This is a genomic window from Planotetraspora mira, from assembly GCF_016863275.1.
GTDB lineage: Bacteria > Actinomycetota > Actinomycetes > Streptosporangiales > Streptosporangiaceae > Planotetraspora > Planotetraspora mira.
In genome coordinates this window covers 1-17,628 of record NZ_BOOO01000013.1, presented here as the reverse complement: position 1 = coordinate 17,628, position 17,628 = coordinate 1, and the positions used below count along the sequence as shown (strand labels likewise).

At 70.4% G+C, this 17,628-nt stretch carries 15 protein-coding genes; 9 read left to right on the top strand and 6 right to left on the bottom strand.

Annotated elements, in window-relative coordinates:
- Positions 1–3 precede the first annotated feature (3 nt).
- Positions 4–663, bottom strand: a complete 660-nt coding sequence (locus Pmi06nite_RS11275; protein WP_203952877.1) for a CBS domain-containing protein — start codon at positions 661–663, stop codon at positions 4–6.
- Between the two features lie 147 nt (positions 664–810).
- Between Pmi06nite_RS11275 and Pmi06nite_RS11270 the strand changes: the two genes are divergently transcribed.
- The 4 genes from Pmi06nite_RS11270 (at position 811) to Pmi06nite_RS11255 (ending at position 5,192) form a co-directional block, all read left to right on the top strand.
- On the top strand, positions 811–2,472 hold the full coding sequence (locus tag Pmi06nite_RS11270; RefSeq protein WP_203952876.1) for an NAD(P)/FAD-dependent oxidoreductase: 1,662 nt from the start codon (positions 811–813) through the stop codon (positions 2,470–2,472).
- Entirely contained in the window at positions 2,469–3,893 is a 1,425-nt protein-coding gene (locus Pmi06nite_RS11265; RefSeq protein ID WP_203952875.1) for an ATP-binding protein, read from the top strand. Before Pmi06nite_RS11270 ends, Pmi06nite_RS11265 begins: the two co-directional genes overlap by 4 nt.
- Before the next feature lie 50 nt (positions 3,894–3,943).
- Positions 3,944–4,807, top strand: a complete 864-nt coding sequence (locus Pmi06nite_RS11260) for an NAD(+)/NADH kinase (protein ID WP_203952874.1) — start codon at positions 3,944–3,946, stop codon at positions 4,805–4,807.
- An 88-nt stretch (positions 4,808–4,895) separates the two neighbouring features.
- Positions 4,896–5,192 (top strand): threonine dehydratase, encoded by a 297-nt coding sequence (locus Pmi06nite_RS11255; RefSeq protein ID WP_203952873.1) that lies wholly within the window; start codon positions 4,896–4,898, stop codon positions 5,190–5,192.
- Between the two features lie 72 nt (positions 5,193–5,264).
- On the opposite strand, the gene mgrA is transcribed toward Pmi06nite_RS11255, so the two are convergent.
- The 5 genes from mgrA to Pmi06nite_RS11230 all read right to left on the bottom strand — a co-directional run bounded on the left by mgrA (position 5,265) and on the right by Pmi06nite_RS11230 (position 10,882).
- Positions 5,265–6,263: an L-glyceraldehyde 3-phosphate reductase gene (gene mgrA / locus Pmi06nite_RS11250; protein ID WP_444544145.1), complete on the bottom strand. Its 999-nt coding sequence runs from the start codon at positions 6,261–6,263 to the stop codon at positions 5,265–5,267.
- Positions 6,264–6,401: 138 nt separating this feature from the next.
- The gene (locus Pmi06nite_RS11245) at positions 6,402–7,031 is read right to left on the bottom strand and encodes an alpha-ketoglutarate-dependent dioxygenase AlkB (protein ID WP_203952872.1); all 630 of its coding nucleotides are present in this window, start codon (positions 7,029–7,031) and stop codon (positions 6,402–6,404) included.
- A 58-nt stretch (positions 7,032–7,089) separates the two neighbouring features.
- The gene (locus Pmi06nite_RS11240; protein ID WP_203952871.1) at positions 7,090–8,265 is read right to left on the bottom strand and encodes a cytochrome P450; all 1,176 of its coding nucleotides are present in this window, start codon (positions 8,263–8,265) and stop codon (positions 7,090–7,092) included.
- Between the two features lie 75 nt (positions 8,266–8,340).
- On the bottom strand, positions 8,341–8,724 hold the full coding sequence (locus Pmi06nite_RS11235) for a PPOX class F420-dependent oxidoreductase (RefSeq protein WP_203952870.1): 384 nt from the start codon (positions 8,722–8,724) through the stop codon (positions 8,341–8,343).
- A 10-nt stretch (positions 8,725–8,734) separates the two neighbouring features.
- Positions 8,735–10,882 carry an amylo-alpha-1,6-glucosidase gene (locus tag Pmi06nite_RS11230; RefSeq protein ID WP_239113826.1) on the bottom strand — a complete coding sequence of 716 codons (2,148 nt, stop codon included), beginning with the start codon at positions 10,880–10,882 and terminating at the stop codon, positions 8,735–8,737.
- Positions 10,883–11,074: 192 nt separating this feature from the next.
- On the opposite strand from Pmi06nite_RS11230, the gene Pmi06nite_RS11225 reads away from it, so the two are divergent.
- From Pmi06nite_RS11225 to Pmi06nite_RS11205, 5 genes are all read left to right on the top strand, one after another.
- Positions 11,075–12,136, top strand: coding sequence for a LacI family DNA-binding transcriptional regulator (locus Pmi06nite_RS11225; RefSeq protein ID WP_203952869.1), 1,062 nt, complete (start codon positions 11,075–11,077; stop codon positions 12,134–12,136).
- A 57-nt stretch (positions 12,137–12,193) separates the two neighbouring features.
- A complete protein-coding gene (locus Pmi06nite_RS11220) occupies positions 12,194–13,459 on the top strand; it encodes a sugar ABC transporter substrate-binding protein (protein ID WP_203952868.1) in 1,266 nt (421 codons plus the stop codon).
- An 86-nt stretch (positions 13,460–13,545) separates the two neighbouring features.
- Positions 13,546–14,682, top strand: coding sequence for a carbohydrate ABC transporter permease (locus Pmi06nite_RS11215; protein ID WP_239113825.1), 1,137 nt, complete (start codon positions 13,546–13,548; stop codon positions 14,680–14,682).
- 1 nt (position 14,683) lies between these two features.
- Positions 14,684–15,562: a carbohydrate ABC transporter permease gene (locus Pmi06nite_RS11210; RefSeq protein WP_203952867.1), complete on the top strand. Its 879-nt coding sequence runs from the start codon at positions 14,684–14,686 to the stop codon at positions 15,560–15,562.
- Between the two features lie 340 nt (positions 15,563–15,902).
- Positions 15,903–17,351 (top strand): discoidin domain-containing protein, encoded by a 1,449-nt coding sequence (locus tag Pmi06nite_RS11205; RefSeq protein WP_203952866.1) that lies wholly within the window; start codon positions 15,903–15,905, stop codon positions 17,349–17,351.
- Positions 17,352–17,628 lie beyond the last annotated feature (277 nt).

The window sequence follows — 17,628 nt, the reverse complement described above, 5'->3', positions numbered from 1 at the left end:
CCTTCAGATGTAGAGCGGCGGGACGGTCCTGCCGAGGTCGTCCTCCGCGTACGAGACCTCGGCCTCCACGTCGACGACGCCGTCCACCTGCCAGACCGCGTCGAGGAGGATCGCGATCCGCGACCGGCGGTCCACGCTGCCCACCAGCGAGACCACGCCGTCCTCCACCTGGACCGTGCAACTGCGGATGTACGGCCCGACCATGGCGATCACCTCGTCGCGGATGTCCTCCGGAGACCTCGAGAAGACCTTCAGCAGGTCCGCCTGGCGGACGAGGCCGAGGATGGATCCCGTCCGGGCGTCCACCACGGGGAGTTGCCTGATCCTGTTGTCGTGCATGAGGTGCGCCGCGTGCCGCAGTGCCGTGTCCTCCGTGACCGTTACCGCCGGGGAAGTCATGATCTCCGCGGCGGTGCGGCCCATGGCCTTCCTGCGCTCACGGCGGCGCGCCGCGCCTTCGAAGATCGAGTCTCCGGTCCGCCCTCCTCCGAGCCCCTTGAGCAGCAGGTCGTCGTCGGAGATCACACCCAGCACGCACTTGTCCTGGTCCACCACCGGCACCGCGTCGACGTTGAAGCGGCACACGGCGTTGACCACGTCGGAGAACGAGGCGCCGGTCTCGACCGCGATCACGAATCTGCTCATGACGTCACGCACGGTCATCGGCACGGCGCTCTCCTCCCCTCAGCACCAGCCTGGCCTTCGGGTCCCGGCCTCGGAGTGGGCCGAAAGTCACCGCTTGGCGGGACCTACGGCCCTACGGAGTTTTCCGAAACCACCCGTTCAAACGAACGTGATTGGATGGTTTCCATGGCAAACCCCGCGATTCTGACCGTGGATGACGATCCGGCCGTCTCGCGCGCCGTCGCCCGTGACGTCCGGCGCCGATACGGCGACCGTTACCGGGTGGTCCGCGCGGAGTCGGGGGACTCCGCCCTGGACGCACTGCGCGAGATCAAGCTGCGCGGCGAACAGGTCGCGGTGATGCTCGCCGACTACCGGATGCCCCACATGAACGGCATCCAGTTCCTTGAGCAGGCGATGGAGTTCTTCCCGCTGGCGCGCAGGGTCCTGCTGACCGCCTACGCCGACACCGACGCCGCCATCGACGCCATCAACCTCGTCGACCTCGACCACTACCTGCTCAAGCCGTGGAACCCGCCGGAGGAGAAGCTCTATCCGGTGGTCGACGCCCTGCTCGACGCGTGGCTGGCGACGCCCGACACGTCCGTTCCCGAGACCAGGGTCATCGGCAACCGGTGGTCCGCGCCGTCGTTCGCCGTACGGGACTTCCTGGCCAGGAACCTCGTGCCGTACCGGTGGCTGCTGACCGACGACCCGGAGGCGGCACGCCTGCTCGCCGCGGCCGGGCTGTCGGAGGCCGACGTGCCGGTGGTGGTCACGCCGGACGGCAAGTCGCTGGTCAAGCCGACCGAGGCGGACCTCGCCGCCCACGTGGGCCTGTCGACCACGCCCGCCTCGGAGTTCTACGACGTGGCCGTGGTCGGCGCGGGGCCAGCGGGCCTCGGCGCCGCCGTCTACGGCGCGTCCGAGGGGCTGCGGACCGTGCTCGTCGAGCAACGCGCCACCGGCGGGCAGGCCGGCCAGAGCAGCCGGATCGAGAACTACCTCGGTTTCCCCAACGGGGTGTCCGGCGCCCAGCTCACCGACCGCGCCCGCAGGCAGGCCCTGCGGTTCGGCGCGGAACTGCTCACCACCCGCGAGGTGATCGGCCTGGAGGGCGGGGGGACCACGACCCGCCTCCTGCGGTTCGGCGACGGCACGGCCATCGCCGCACACACGGTGGTGCTGGCCACCGGCGTGTCCTACCGCAGGCTCGACGCCCCGGGCCTTGACGAGCTGACCGGACGGGGCGTCTTCTACGGCTCCGCCGCGACCGAGGCGCCAGGCTGCACGGACGAGGAGATCTACATCGTCGGCGGGGCGAACTCCGCCGGCCAGGCGGCCGTGTACTTCGCGCACTACGCCCGGCGGGTCCACATCCTCGTGCGGGGCGACGATCTCACCCGCTCGATGTCGCGGTATCTGATCGATCAAATCAAGGAGATCCCGAACATCGAGGTGCACCCGCACACGGCGGTCGTCCGCGGCGAGGGTGCCGAGCATCTCGAACGGCTCACGTTGTGCGACTCGCGCACGGGTACCACAAGGACCGTGGAGACCTCCTGGCTCTTCGTGTTCATCGGAGCCGAGCCGCGCACCGACTGGCTGGACGACGTGATCGCCCGCGATCAGCACGGTTTCGTCATCACCGGTCCCGACCTCCTCGCCGAGGGCCGGCGACCGGCCGGGTGGACGCTCCCCCGCGACCCCTACCACCTGGAAAGCAGCATGCCCGGCGTCTTCGCCGCGGGCGACGTGCGGGCCGATTCGGTCAAGCGCGTCGCCTCGGCGGTGGGCGAGGGCGCGATGGCGGTGTCCCTCATCCACCGCTACCTGGAGGCTCAATGACCACGCGGCTGACACCGGACGAGCTGCGCACGCTCTTCCTGTTCGAGGCGCTCGACGACGACCAACTGGCGCTCCTGGCGGAGAAGGGCGAGGTCGAGCACCGCGACGCGGGCACCGTCGTCTACGCCGAGGGCGAGCCGGCGACCTGCTTCTTCGTGCTGCTCAACGGCACCGTGGCGATGAGCAGGCGCGTCCACGGGGACGAGGTCGAGGTCAACCGCACCGAGCAACGCGGCGTGTACGGCGGCGCCACCCAGGCCTACATCGGGGAGCGGGTCGCCCAGACCTACCTCAACACGCTGCGGGCGATCACCGAGTCCGAGTTCTTCGTGCTCCCGGCCGACGACATCGCCGAGGCGGTCCGCGCGTGGTTCCCCATGGCGATCCACCTGCTCGAGGGCCTCTTCTTCGGCATGCGGGCCACCCAGACGATCGTCGGCGAGCGGGAGCGGCTGCTGGCCCTCGGCTCGTTGTCCGCCGGGCTGACCCACGAGCTCAACAACCCCGCCGCCGCGGCCGTACGGGCGACCTCCACCCTGCGCGAGCGGGTCTCCGGCATGCGGCAGAAGCTCGCCATGATCGCCGACGGGCGGCTGGACGGCAGCCAGCTGCATGATCTCGTCGGGCTCCAGGACGAGGCCGTCAAGCGGGCGGCCACCGCGCCGACTCTCTCGGCGATGGCCACCTCCGACGCCGAGGACGCGATCGCCGACTGGCTCGACGACCACGACATCGCCGGAAGCTGGGACCTCGCCGCGACGCTCGTCGCGGGCGCCGTCGACGTCGAATGGCTCGACGAGATCGCGGGCGCCGTCGGCGTGGACAACCTGGAGGCCGCCGTCCGGTGGCTCGGCTACACGATCGACACCGAGCTCCTCATGGGCGAGATCGAGGACTCCGTCACGCGCATCTCCGGCCTCGTCGCCGCGGCCAAGCAGTACTCCCAGCTCGACCGCGCGCCCTACCAGACGGTCGACGTCCACGATCTGCTCGGCGCCACCCTGACGATGATGCAGGCCAAGATCCCGAAGGGCGTCCGGATCGTCAAGGAGTACGACCGGACGCTGCCCCAGATCCCCGCGTACGCCGCCGAGCTCAATCAGGTCTGGACCAACCTCATCGACAACGCCCTGGGCGCCATGGGCGGGAGCGGCACCCTCACCGTGCGGACCGGGCGCGAGGACGATCGCCTCACCGTCGAGATCTCCGACACGGGCGGCGGCATACCCCCGGAGATCAGGCCGAGGATCTTCGAGCCGTTCTTCACCACCAAGCCGGTCGGCGAGGGAACCGGCCTGGGCCTCGACATCTCCTACCGCATCGTGGTGAACAAGCATCACGGCGACATCCGGGTGGAGTCGGAGCCCGGCGCCACCACCTTCCGGGTGTACCTGCCGATCGACGATCAGGACCGGCCCTAGCGGCCGCCCGGCCGTTCCGAGCGCCTTCTCGGAACTCGTACAGTGTGGGCATGGGCTTGGTCAGCACCGTCGGTCTGGTTCTACATCCCCAGCGCGACTCCAAGGAGGCCATCGACACGATCGTCGAGTGGGCGCGGGGACGGGACGTCACGGTGCTCGGCCTGCCCGACGAGGTCGGCCGCATCGACTGCAGCGCGATCGCGGTCGACACCACGACACTGGTGAAGCGGGCCGATCTCCTCGTCAGCCTCGGCGGGGACGGCACCATGCTCCGCACGATGCGGCTGATCGAGGGCCACCCGACGCCCATCCTCGGCGTCAACCTCGGCCGGCTGGGCTTCCTCGCGGAGATCGACGTCGAAGGTCTGTCCCCCGCGCTGTCCTCGATCGACAACCACGAGTACACGGTCGAGCCCCGCATGGCCGTACAGGCGACGGCCCCCGACGGCCGGAAGATCACGGCGTTCAACGACATCGCCCTGGTGCGGATCCCGGGTGACGGCCTGTCCGCGGTGGCGGTGTCGGTCTACGGGCATCCGTTCGTCCGTTACGCGGCCGACGCGTTGATCGTGGCCACGTCTACGGGGTCCACCGCGTACAGCTTCTCCGCGGGCGGCCCGATCGTGTCCCCCAACGTCGAGGGCTTCCTCGTCGTGCCCGCCGCCGCGCACACGGCGTTCAACCGCGCCCTGGTGTTGTCGGCCGACGAGGAGGTCACGCTCGACGTGCTGCCCACCAGCGGGCAGTTGGCCATGGAGGTCGACGGCACGATCGGCGGCTACCTCTCTCCCGGCGACCGGCTCACCGTGACCGCCGTGCGCGGCGCCGCCCAGGTCGTACGGCTCGGCACCACGAACTTCTACGAACGCGCGCGACGCAAGCTCCGCGTGAACGGCAGCGCCGAGGTCGACTAGCCAACCTTCCGTTTTGAGGGCGTTTTACCTGGTCAAAGGTTGCGGATCGGGGCGCGACGCGCCCGCCTGCGGGGGTAGGACCAGCGCCATGAACTCCAAGGGACATCTCGAGCACGGCGGGCACAGCCACGAGCACTCCTCGGGGTGCGGCCACACCGCCGTGAAGCACGGTGACCACACCGACTTCGCCCACGACGGCCACCTGCACCGGGCCCACAGCGGGCACTGGGACGAGTGCGAGCCGTCCGGGCACGTCGAGCACCAGCACGACCACCAGCACGGTGAGGGCTGCGGCCACGAGGCCGTACGGCACGGCGACCACATGGACTACGTCCACGACGGCCACCGCCACGCCGCCCACAACGGGCACTGGGACGACCACTGACAGCAGGCCGCCGGCCCGGAGACGAACCCCGGGCCGGCGGCCGGCGACGCGGACGGACGCCGCGAGAGCCGTCTAGAGGAGACCCTCGATCTCGGCGAGCTCCTCGGCGGACAGGGGCGGAGCCCCCACCGCGGCGACGTTCTGCTCCAGTTGCGCGACGCTGCTCGCCCCGATGAGCACGGACGTCATCCGGGGGTCACGCAGGACCCAGGAAAGCGCCAGCTGGGCGAGCGTCTGGCCGCGCGTCCCGGCGATCTTGTTCAGGCCGCGGAGCGAATCCAGCAGCGCGGGCGTGAGCCGGTCACGCGTGAGGAAGCGGCCGAGGGCCATCCGGGAGCCCTCGGGGACGTTCCCGTCGAGATACCGGCCGGTCAGCAGGCCCTGAGCCAGCGGCGAGTAGGCGATGCACCCCGCGCCCGCCGTCTCCAGCGTGTCGAGGAGCCCGTCCGCCTCCGTCCACCGGTCCAGCATCGAGTAGGCCGGCTGGTGGATCAGCAGCGGCGTGCCGAGCTCCCGCAGGACGGCCGCCGCCCGGGCGGTCTGCTCGGCGGAGTAGTTCGAGATGCCCGCGTACAGCGCCTTGCCGGAGCGGACCGCGCGGTCGAGCGCCCCCATCGTCTCCTCGATCGGGGTCGAGGGGTCCGGGCGGTGGGAGTAGAAGACGTCCACGTAGTCGAGGCCCATGCGCTTCAGGGACTGGTCGAGGCTGGCGAGCATGTACTTGCGCGACCCCCACTCCCCGTACGGCCCGGCCCACATGTCATAGCCGGCCTTGGTCGAGATGAACAGCTCGTCCCGGTAGGGCAGCAGGTCGGCATGCAGGACCCGCCCGAAGTTCTCCTCCGCCGACCCGGCCGGCGGGCCGTAGTTGTTGGCAAGGTCGAAATGGGTGATCCCGAGATCGAACGCACGGCGCAGGACGGCGCGCTGGACGTCCAGGTTCGCGGTGTCGCCGAAGTTGTGCCACAAACCGAGGGAGACCTCGGGCAGCAGAACGCCGCTGCGGCCACTCCGCCGGTAGGTCATGGTGTCGTAGCGGCCGGGCGCGGCGGCATAGGTCAACGGGGACATCCGAATGCCTTCTCTCTCTCCTGGTCTCTCATGCGGCGATCCCGGAATCGGACAGGGGACCGCGGCAGCACAACGATTCCAGATGGGCCCGCGCGACGACACAGCGACACCGGAAAGCGGACATCCACGACGTAAGAGTCAGCGAACCCCGCGAGGGCGGAACTGGATGCTGATCCGCGGACCGGTCGGCCGGGCGGTCTTGGGGATGGCGTGCTCCCACGTGCGCTGGCAACTGCCGCCCATCACCAGGAGGTCGCCGTGGCCGACCTCGTGGCGCAGCGCGGCGCCGCCGCCGCGGGGGCGGAGCAGCAGGGCCCGGGGGGTGCCCACCGAGACGATGGCGACCATCGTGTCCTCGGAGCTCCCGCGCCCGATGGTGTCTCCATGCCAGGCCACGCTGTCACGGCCGTCGCGGTACAGGCACAGGCCCGCGGTGCGGAAGGGCTCCCCCAACTCCTGGGCGTAGTGCGCGTCGAGGGCGTCCCTCGCCTCGGCGAGCACCGGGTCGGGAAGGGGCTCGCCCTCGCCGTAGAACTTCAGCAGCCGCGGGACGTCGACCACCCGGTCGTACATGTGCCGCCGCTCGGCACGCCAGGGCACGGCCTCGAGGAGCCGCTCGAACAGGGCGTCGGCTCCGGTGAGCCAGCCGGGCCTGACGTCCACCCAGGCCCCGTGGTCGAGGACCGTGCGCCGGACCGACGATCCGAGGAGACCGAGGCCGGTCTCCTCGGACCAGCCGAGGAGAGATCCCTGGAACGCGTCCGTCATACGGCCAGTCTACGCACACTATTCAAACAGACATTCGATCACGCGGATGCGGCGGCGTCTACCAGGCCACCGGGACCTCGACGAACCCTCCCGTGATCCGGTCGGTCCGGAGAGTCAGCCGCTCGTACGGCACCGCCAGGCGCAGCGTGGGGAACCGCTGGAAGAGCGAGCCGAACACGGCCCCCAGTTCCACCCGCGCGAGACTCGCGCCGAGGCAGTAGTGGGCGGCGTACCCGAATCCGACGTGGGGCTCGGTGCCGTCGCGGGTGATGTCGAACCGGTCCGGCTCGGGGTAGGCCCGCTCGTCCCTGTTGGCCGCGACGGTGGCGAGCATCACCGCGTCGCCCGCGCGGACCGTGACGCCGCCGATCTCCGCGTCCTCCCGCGCGTACCGGAGGATGCCGTGCTCGCTCGGCGCGGCCACCCGCATGATCTCCTCGACGGCCGCGGGGACCAGGGAGGGGTCGCGCAGCAGCGCGTCGCGCTGGGCGGGGTTGCGCAGGAACAGCAGCACGCCGTAGTCGATCTGGTTCACCGTCGTCTCATGGCCGGCGAACAGGAGACCCCCGGCCATCCGGGCGATCTCGTCCTCGGGCAGGTCCGAGGCGCCGAGGTCGGAGTAGACGTCCTCGCCGGGGTCGTCCCTCTTGGCCTGGACGATGGAGTACGAGTACGCCCTCATCTCGGCCTGGGCCGCCGCCGCGCTCTCGGCGTCCTCCAGGTCGGACATCGTGTCGGCCCAGGCTCGGAACCGGTCCCTGTCCTCGTACGGCACACCGAGCAACTCGCAGATCACCTGGATGGGCAGCGGGACGGAGAACTCCTCGTGCAGGTCGAGCGGCGGACCCTTCTCGGCCATGCGGTCCAGCAGATCGCCGACGATGAAGCCGATCCGGTCGGACAGGTTCCGCATGCGCCGGGCGGAGAAGGCCGGCGCGAGCAGCCGCCGCATGCCCTGATGGGCGGCGGCCTCGCCGGCGTAGTCCCCGTTCGGCCCCCCGAGCAGCACGCTCTTGGACAGGCGGGGAGCCGACTCAGGCGTGGGGTGCGACCGGCCGAAACGATCGTCGGCGAAGACCTGTCTGATCTCGTCGTACCCCGTGACCAGCCAGGCCTCGTCGCCTGTCCTGGTCCGCACCCTGGCGATCGGCTGCTCCGCGCGCAGTTCGCCGAAGGCGGGTGAGATCTCCAGCGCGTCACCGCGGTCGAACGGCAACTGCCTCAGTTCGGTCATGTCAGGATTCCCTTCAGGAAATGCCGCCTCCTGACGTTCTCACCGGTTACCGGGCCGGACAAGCATCCGGGGGCGTCAGCCCGCCGTCATGCTGATCCGGATCCCGACCGTCCCCTCCCTGCCTCGGCGGAGCCTGCTCCCCCTGACCGTCAGCCAGCCGACCAGGCCGTACTTCTTGATGATCAGTGCGCGCACCCGCTCGGTGTCCTCGGCGGACATCACCTCCGCCCGCCCGTCGGCGGGCTCGCCGTGCACGTTGCCCCGGACGTCGCACGGCGTCACCGTCACCTCCGGGTTGTTCCGGACGCGCTTGACCTTCCCCGTGCGGGTGCCCGTCCAGATCGCCAGCGCGTCGCCGTCCGGCACCACCCAGATGGGTGTGGCGACGGGCGTCCCGTTCCGGCGGAAGGTCACGACGGACACGTATTTCTCGGCCCCGAGGCGCTCGACGATCGTCATGACGAGCACCCTACGGGCGATCAGTCCCGACGACGGACATCCCCGGGGGCAGCCCGGTGACGTCGGCACGCCCGTCGGCGTCGACGCTGACGCGGACCTCGGTCCCCGCCACCCGGAGCCCCTGGACGGACACCGGTCCGAACGGAGCGCCGGCGAGCGGCCGCAGCGTCACCCGCCCTTCGGGGACGTCGGGGTAGAGGCCGATCGCCACGTGCGCGATCGTGACCGCCGCCGCGGCCGACCAGGCCTGGGGCCGGCAGGCCGCGGGGTACGGCACGGGCCGGCCCACCACCTCCCGGGTGTCGCCCGCGTAGAGCTCGGGCAACCGGTATCCGAAGGATTCGCCTGCCGCCAGCAGCCCCTCGGCCAGCGACGCGGCCTGGGCCCCGTGGCCCGCCCGGGCCAGCCCGGCGATGACGATGGCGGTGTCGTGCGGCCAGATCGAGCCGCAGTGGTAGGACAGCGGGCTGAACCCGCCGTCCCCCGAGGACATCGTGCGCAGCCCGAATCCCTCGGCCATCGCGGGCGACGCCAGCAGGGCGGCGACGTCGGCCTCCTCTTCGGCCGAGAGGATCCCCGTGCCGAGGAGATGGCCGATGTTGCTGGTGAGCGAGTCGACCGGCCGCTTGTCCCGGTCGAGCGCGAGAGCGGGGAACCGCCCCTGCGGGCCCTCCACCCAGAACCTCGCCCGGAACCGCTCGGCCATGGCGGCCGCGTGGTCGCGCCAGCGTGCGGCTCCCGGCCTGCCGAACGCCTCCAGCAGCGCGGCGGCGTGCCTGGCGGCCTCGTAGGCGTAGCCCTGCACCTCCGCCAGGGCGATCGGCGGCTCCGCCCGGGTGCCGTCATGGAAGCGGACGGCGTCGCCGGAGTCCTTCCAGCCCTGGTTGGCCAGGCCGCGCTCGCTGCCGTCGATGTACTCGACGAACCCGTCGCCGTCGGGGTCCGCGTGATCGCCGAGCCACCCCAGCGCGGCCTCCAGGTTCGGCAGCAGCGCCGCGACCTCGTGGTCGGGCATCCCCCAGCGCCAGGCGTCGTGCAGGAGGCTGATCCACAACGGCGTCGCGTCGATGGTGCCGTAGTAGGCGGCGGGCAGCCGCAGATTGTTGCCTTCCACGGCGAACTCGTGCCGCCGGAGCTCATGCATGATCTTGCCGGGCGCCTCGCCGGAACCCGGGTCGAGCCGCACGCCCTGGCGCCGCGCCAGCACCCGGAGCGTGCCCCCGGCGAGCCGGGTGCCGAGCGGGAGCAACATCCGGGCCGCCCAGAGGCTGTCCCTGCCGAACAGCGTCAGGAACCAGGGCACTCCCGCGCCGAGGAACACGTCGTCGGGCGCGCCCGACTCCGCCAGCCGTAACGACCGCAGGTCGTCCAGGGACTGGTGAAGCAGCCGCGTCAGCCGCCGATCGGCCGCGACGACCTCGGGAGCACTCCACTCGGGCTGCCCCGCGGGGGCGACCACCACGGCGGCGGGATCGTCGATCGCCACCCGCCAGCGGAGCGTCACCCGGGTGCGCGGGGCCAGCGTGACGTTCCAGCTCAGCCGGGTGATGCCGCCCGGTTCCCCGTCGGCTGCGGTACCGGGGTCCGCCTCGGCGCCCTCCCCCGTCACCACGACGCGGATGGCGCCCGACCGCCAGTGCAACTCGCCCGGTCTCCCTGGGGAGGCCGGGAACGGCTCCGCGAGGCCGCCGGACTTGACCACCTCGATGGGGGCGAAGTCGCAGCTCAGCTCGATCGTCACGGTGGCGGTCACGTCGGCCGACGCCGTGGAGGCGATCTCCACGGTCTCGGTCATGCCCGACGGGCCGATCTCGCGGACGCGGTCCAGCCGTACGGTCGGATCGGGGTGGCGGTCGCCCAGGTGGCGGGCCAGCGAAACGAAGCGGGTGCGGCCCGGACCGGCAGGCGCGTGCGCGACCGCCTCGGGCTCCACTCCGTCGATCAGGAGCCTCACCTGCGACAGGGCCCGGCTGTCCGCGTGGAACACGCCCTGCACCCCGGCGGCGCGGATCTGCCCGTCGGGGCCGCTCAGCGCGCTGGTGGGCGCCATGACGGTGCTGACGAGGTCGTGGAGAAGCGGCTGGAGCCGGTACGGCGGCGCGGCGACGTCGTCGGCCGACTCGGGTGCGGCTCCCTGTGCGAGCTCAGAGGTCGTCACGCGACGGCGCCGTCATGAGTGCGGTCGTGAGCGGGGAAAGCGAGCAACGGAGGGGCCCCCTGGTCGAGTCGCCGGCCCTGAATTCGCCGAGGCATGACCTTGACAGAATCGCGCCGGAGGTGCACATTGCGAAACACTTCCTTTACTTGAACGATCCAATCATGCCTTACTTCGTCTTGAACGTTCAAACCCATGGAAAGGCGCGTTATGGCCGACAAGGTGACGATCGCCGACGTCGCTCGGGTGGCGGGCGTGTCGCGCCAGACGGTGTCCAACGTGCTGAACACCCCTGACGTCGTCCGCCAGGAGACCCGGCAGCGGGTGCTCGACGTGGTCGGAGAGCTCGGCTACCGGGTGAACCAGGCCGCCCGCCAGATGCGGACCGGCCGCTCCCGCCTGATCGCCATCCGGATCGACCCCGACCGGGACGGCATCAACGGGTCGGTCCTCGACCGGTTCCTGCACGGGCTCACCGATTCGGCGGCCAGGTCGGGCTACCGGGTCCTGCTCTACACGGCCGACGACGACCGTTCGGAGGTCGCCACCTTCGAAGACCTGCTCGGTGCGTACGAACCCGACGGCTTCGTGCTGACCGGCACCCACCACCAGGACCCGCGCGCCTCGTGGCTGCTGGACAAGGGCGTGCCGTTCGTCACCTTCGGCCGCCCCTGGGGGAAGGAGGCCGAGGCGCGTCACCCCTGGGTCGACGTGGACGGGGCCGCGGGCACCGCCGCGGCCACCCGCCACCTGCTGGACGCGGGGCACACCCGCATCGGCTTCCTCGGCTGGCCGTCCCCCTCCGGAGTCGGCGACGACCGGCGTGAGGGCTGGGCCCGCACGCTCGCCGAGGCCGGGATCGACCACACGGACCTGGGCCGGGCGACGAGCGACGCGGTCGCCGACGGCGAGGCGGCGGCCCACGACCTTCTCGGCTCCGACTCCGGAGTCACCGCACTCGTCTGCGTGAGCGACTCGCTCGCGGTGGGCGCGCTCCACGCCGCGCGCTCCCCCGGCCTCGCCTGGCGAGTGGACGCCCGGCCCGATCTGCCCATCGCGGTGATCGGCTTCGACGACACGCCCGTGGCGAAGGCGGTGGGGCTGACCAGCCTCAGCCAGCCGCTCAAGGAGGCCGCGGCGAGCTGCGTCACATTGCTCGCGCGCATCCTGGAGGGGACGGAGACCGCACGCGCGTCGGCCGCGTCCCCGGCGCCCGTGCTGCTCGAGCCCTCGCTGGTCGTCCGGCAGTCGGCATGATCCGGCGTGATTCATCAGCAACCGTCCCCACCTCCCGAGAAAGATCAGGAAAGTGCGATGAAGCGCAGTAGCGTCTCCAGGAACAGCAACATCAGGACCGCGGCGCTCGGCGCCGCCGTGTGCGCCGTGGTCCTCTCGTCCGCGGCCTGTGGAAGCGGATTCGACGACAAGGGCGCCCAGCAGGCCTCGCAGTCCAGCGGCCCCGCCCAATTGCAGATCCTCATCGGCTCGTCCGGTGACGCGGAGACCGCCGCGGTCAAGGACGCCGCGGCGAAATGGGCCTCGGCGAACGGCGCCACCGCGACGGTGACCCCCGCGCAGGACCTCGCCCAGCAGCTCGGCCAGGCCTTCGCCGGGAGCAGCCCGCCCGACGTCTTCTACGTGGACGCCTCCCGCTTCGCCGACTACGCGAGCGTCGGGGCGCTGGAGCCGTACGGCGACAAGATCTCCAACCCGGACGACTTCTACCCGAGCCTGCGGACCGCCTTCACCCACGACGGCACGTTCTACTGCGCGCCGAAGGACTTCTCGACCCTCGCGCTGGTCATCAACCAGGACCTGTGGGCCAAGGCCAAGCTGACCGACGCCGACGTGCCGACCACCTGGGACCAGCTGACGGCGGTCAGCAAGAAGCTCAAGGCGGCGGACGTCACGCCGATCACGATCGGCGACACCCGGGACCGGGTCGGCGCGTTCATGGTCGAGGCGGGCGGCTGGATCACCAGCCCGGACGGCAAGCAGGCCACCGCCGACTCTCCGGAGAACCTCGCCGCGCTCGACTACGTCCAGTCGCTGCTGAAGGACAAGCTCGCCCAGTACCCCAAGGCGCTCGACTCGGGCTGGGGCGGCGAGGCCTTCGGCAAGGGCAAGGCCGCGATGACCATCGAGGGCAACTGGATCAAGGGTGCGCTCCAGGCCGACTTCCCCGACGTGAAGTACACGGTGCACGAGTTGCCCGCCGGGCCCAAGGGCAAGGGCACGCTGTCGTTCACCAACTGCTGGGGCATCTCGTCCAAGAGCAAGTACAAGCAGCAGGCGATCAGCTTCGTCGAGGCGATGACCAAGGCCGACCAGCAGATGGCCTTCGCCCAGGCGTTCGGCGTCATGCCCTCGCGGCAGTCCGCCAGGGACGCCTACGTCAAGGAGTTCCCCAACGACGCCCCGTTCGTGAACGGCGTGGACTACGCCCAGGGGCCGGTCAACGCTCCCAAGATGGACAGCGTCCTGGCCGACTTCGACAGCGGCATCCAGCAGCTCTCCTCGACGGCGCCCAAGACGCTGCTCGAGCGCGTGCAGAAGAACACCCAGGCCGCCCTCGGCTGACCCGGCCCCTGATCTGAGCACATCGTGGACGTCCCGGCTCCCGCTTCACGGCGGGGCCGGGCCGTACCGACCGGAAGGAGGCGGACGTGGCCGGTACCACGGTCCCCGCGCGCCGCGGGCGGTTCCGCGGCTCCACCGCAATGCGGGACAACCTCGCGGGCTGGCTGTTCGTCGCACCCGTCGTGATCATCCTCGGCCTGTTCATGCTGTTGCCGATCCTGATGGCGCTGTGGGTGAGCCTCACGGACTGGAACGGCCAGGGCAGCCCGTTCCGCAGCGGCGTGCCCTTCGTCGGGACCGGCAACTACACCCGGCTGTTCACCGAGGACGGCCTGGCCCGCCAGGACTTCATGACGAGCATCCGCAACAACATCTACTACGTCGCGATCGTGGTGCCGGCGCAGACGGTGCTGGCGCTCGGCCTGGCCGTGATCGTGAACAGCAGGATGCTGAAGGGCAAGACGTTCTTCCGGGCGGCGTTCTTCTTCCCGTCGGTGACCAGTTCGGTGGCGATCAGCGTCGTCTTCCTGTTCATCTTCGCCAACTCGGGTGCGGTGACCAGCCTGCTCGGGGTGTTCGGGATCGACGGCCCGGACTGGTTCTCCGACTCCCGCGGCATACTCCACCTACTGCTCGGCGCCGTCGGTCTCGTCGACCCGTCGGCTCCCCCGTCGGCTCTCACCAGCGGCGGGCCGTTCGGGCTGTCGTGGTGGGAGTGGCTGTCGGGGCCCAGCGTGGCGATGACCACGATCATCATGCTCGTCGTGTGGACCACGTCCGGCACGTTCATGCTCATGTTCCTGGCCGCCCTGCAGGACATCCCGGTGACGCTGGAGGAGGCGAGCATGCTCGACGGCGCCGGCCGGTGGCAGCGCTTCCGCTACGTGACCCTGCCGATGCTCAAGCCCACGCTCTTCCTCGTGCTCACGCTCGGGCTGATCTCGACCTGGCAGGTGTTCGACCAGATCTACGTGATGAGCCAGGGCAACCCGTCGAAGACGACGCTCACCCCGGCGTTCCTCTCCTACCAGACCGCCTTCCGGAGTTTCGAATACGGCTCGGGCACGGCGATCTCGTTCGTTCTCTTCATGATCATCGTGGTGATGACGCTGATCCAGCGGTGGATCATGCGGGAGCGGAACGGCGGGTCACGACCCCGCCGCCACGCACACGCGCCGGCCCACGCATCGGCCCGCACGTCGGCCCGGACGGGGAGGTCCTGAGATGGCGACAGTCAAGAGCGCGGGCAAGGGCCCCGGCGGGTCGGAGGCCGCGCGTTCCCTGGTGTCCGCCTTCACCGGCTACTGCGTCCTGATCTTCTTCGCGCTCGTCTTCCTCTACCCGTTCGTCATCCAGATCGGCAACTCCTTCAAGACCGAGCCGGACGCGGCGGCCCACCCGCTGTCGCCGTTCCCCGACCCGTTCTCCACGAGCGGCTACGAGAAGGCGTTCCTCAACACCGACCTGCCGCTCTGGCTCGGCAACTCGCTGCTGGTCACCGTCGTCGTCACGCTCGGCAGGGTCCTGCTCGACTCCATGGCGGGCTACGCGCTCGCCCGGCTGCGCTTCCGCGGGCGGCGTGCGCTGTTCTCCACGATCATCGCGGTGATGGCCGTCCCCGGCGTGGTGTTGTTCATCCCGAAGTTCCTCGTGCTGAACCAGCTCGGGCTCTACGACAGCTACACCGCGCTGATCCTGCCGGTGATCGTGGACGCGGCCGGCGTCTTCATCATGAAACAGTTCTTCGAGTCGATCCCGGTGAGCGTGGAGGAGGCCGCGCGCATCGACGGCGCCGGGGTCTTCCGCACGTTCTGGTCGGTCGTGCTGCCGATGGCCCGCCCTGCTCTGATCACCCTGACGATCATCTCCTTCCAGGGCACGTGGAACGAGTTCCCGCACACCCTGGTGGCGGTGCAGAGCCCTGAGCTGTTCACGTTGCCACGTGGGCTCGCCGACCTGGTCAGCGGCTCGCTCGGCAAGGGCACGCAGTATCCGCTCAAACTCGGCGCGGCCCTGATGGCCACCGTCCCCGTGGCGGTCATCTTCGTCGTGTTCCAGCGCTACTTCGTTCGCGGGGCCAACGAGGGCTCGGACAAGGGCTGACGGATCCCGTGCGTCATCACCGCCGGCGGAGTGGGCCGGCGGGGGTGGGCGGGTGGATGGCGGGGTTCGACATGTCCGGAAATATGCATTGACGTATGGACTTGTTGTGTAGTCAGAAATACAGTCGTGCTGCGCGGGTGTGATCGATCGGCGATCACCTCGCTACCGGCGCGCGATGAGCAAGGCACCTGACCTGGCGCGCCGCGCTCCACCCGGGAGACGCCCTCGTCGGCAGGGCCCGCTCCCGTATGGCGTGGCACTCGGCGATGCCCGCCGCCCCGTCCTCCGGCAAGCCCGGAACGGCGGGTCTGTGACCCCCCATCCCCGAACGGAGCCTCTTTTGAGAAGGTGTCTCCTCGGCGTGCTGACGGCCGTGTCGCTCGTCGCCGCCGCGCTCATCGCCCTGCCGACCGCCGCGCTCGCCGCCGCCCTGCCGCGCACCGGATGGACGGCCACCGCGTCCGCAACCGGCGGCGGCGACGTCCCCGCGAGGATGCTCGACGGCAACGCCTCCACCCGATGGTCCACCGGCGTGCCGATGGCGAGCGGCCAGTCGGTCACGATCGACATGCACGCGTCGCAGACCGTCGACCAGATCACCATGGACTCGGCCGGCAACACCACCGACTACGCCCGCGGCTACCAGGTCTTCCTGTCCGCCGACGGGGCCGACTGGGGCGGCGCGGTGGCGACCGGCACCGGTACCGCACCCCTGATCAGCGTGTCCTTCACCGCTCGCTCCGCCCGCTACATCAGGGTCGTGCAGACCGGCAGCACCAGCTGGTGGTGGTCGATCGCCGAGTTCAACGCGTACAACTCCGGACCGCAGCAGCCCTCGGGGCTGTCGGCGAACGTGCACCTGTTCTACTACCCGTGGTACGGCAGCCCGGCCGTCAACGGCGGCTACCGCCACTGGCAGCAGGGCGGCCACAACCCGCCCGCCGACATCGGCGCGAACCTCTACCCAAAGCTGGGCGCCTACGACTCCGGCGACCTCACGCGTGTGGTGAGTCAGCAGATGGCCTGGGTCAAGCAATCCGGCGCCGGCGTCATCGTCTACAGCTGGTGGGGACAGGGGTCGTACGAGGACCAGCTCGCCGCGGGCGTGCTGAACGTCGCCGCGCAGAACGGCATCAAGGTCGCCTGGCACCTCGAGCCCTACACGGGCCGCACCGCCGCCTCGACCGTCGCCGACATCAACTACATCACCTCCAGGTACGGCGCCAGCCCCGCGTTCTACCGCGACATCCGGCACGGCAATCGGCCGGCGTTCTACGTGTTCGAAAGCCTCAGGATCACCGACTGGACGGCGCTCGACCAGGTCAGGGCGTCCGCCATCGTGCTCGCACAGACCACCGACACCTCGAAGGTCGCGCACTTCGGCGGCATGTACACCTACGACGGCATCGCCGGGGCCACCGGTCCCGGTTGGCAGAACGCCGCCGCGTACTGCAAGGCCAGCGGGCTCGTGTGGGCGCCTTCCGTGGCTCCCGGCTATGTCGACGACCGGGCGAACCCCGGCAACACCACTCCGACCCTCGGCCGCGCCAACGGCTCGACGTACGACACGGAGTGGAGCAACGCCATCGCCACGTCGCCCTCGTGGGTCTCCGTCACCTCGTTCAACGAGTGGCACGAGGGCTCGGTGATCGAGCCTGCCGCCTCGAACCCGCCGGCGGGCTTCGGTTATGAGACGTTCCAGGGCGCGTACGGTACGACGGGCACCGCGTCTGAGACGGCCTACCTCGACCGCACGCGGTACTGGATCGGCCGGTTCCCCGGCGCCTGATCGAGTAGTCCGCCCGCTGGGCCCGTTTACCCGGCCATCGAAGTTCGAGGTCTACGCGGTGAGCCCCTGACAGCTCGGCCGAATCCGCGTGACCGAACGCGCGTGACCGAACGCGCGTGGCGGGATCCGCGTGGTCGAACGCGCGTCGCCGAACTCGTGTGGTTCGACCAGCTCCCCGGCTGCCCAGCTCGATGCCGTGGCAGCCGGGGATTCGCGCATTTTCCGGCGATCGCCCTGTGCACCCTCAGCCCGCTCATTCAGCCTGCTCGTTCAGCTT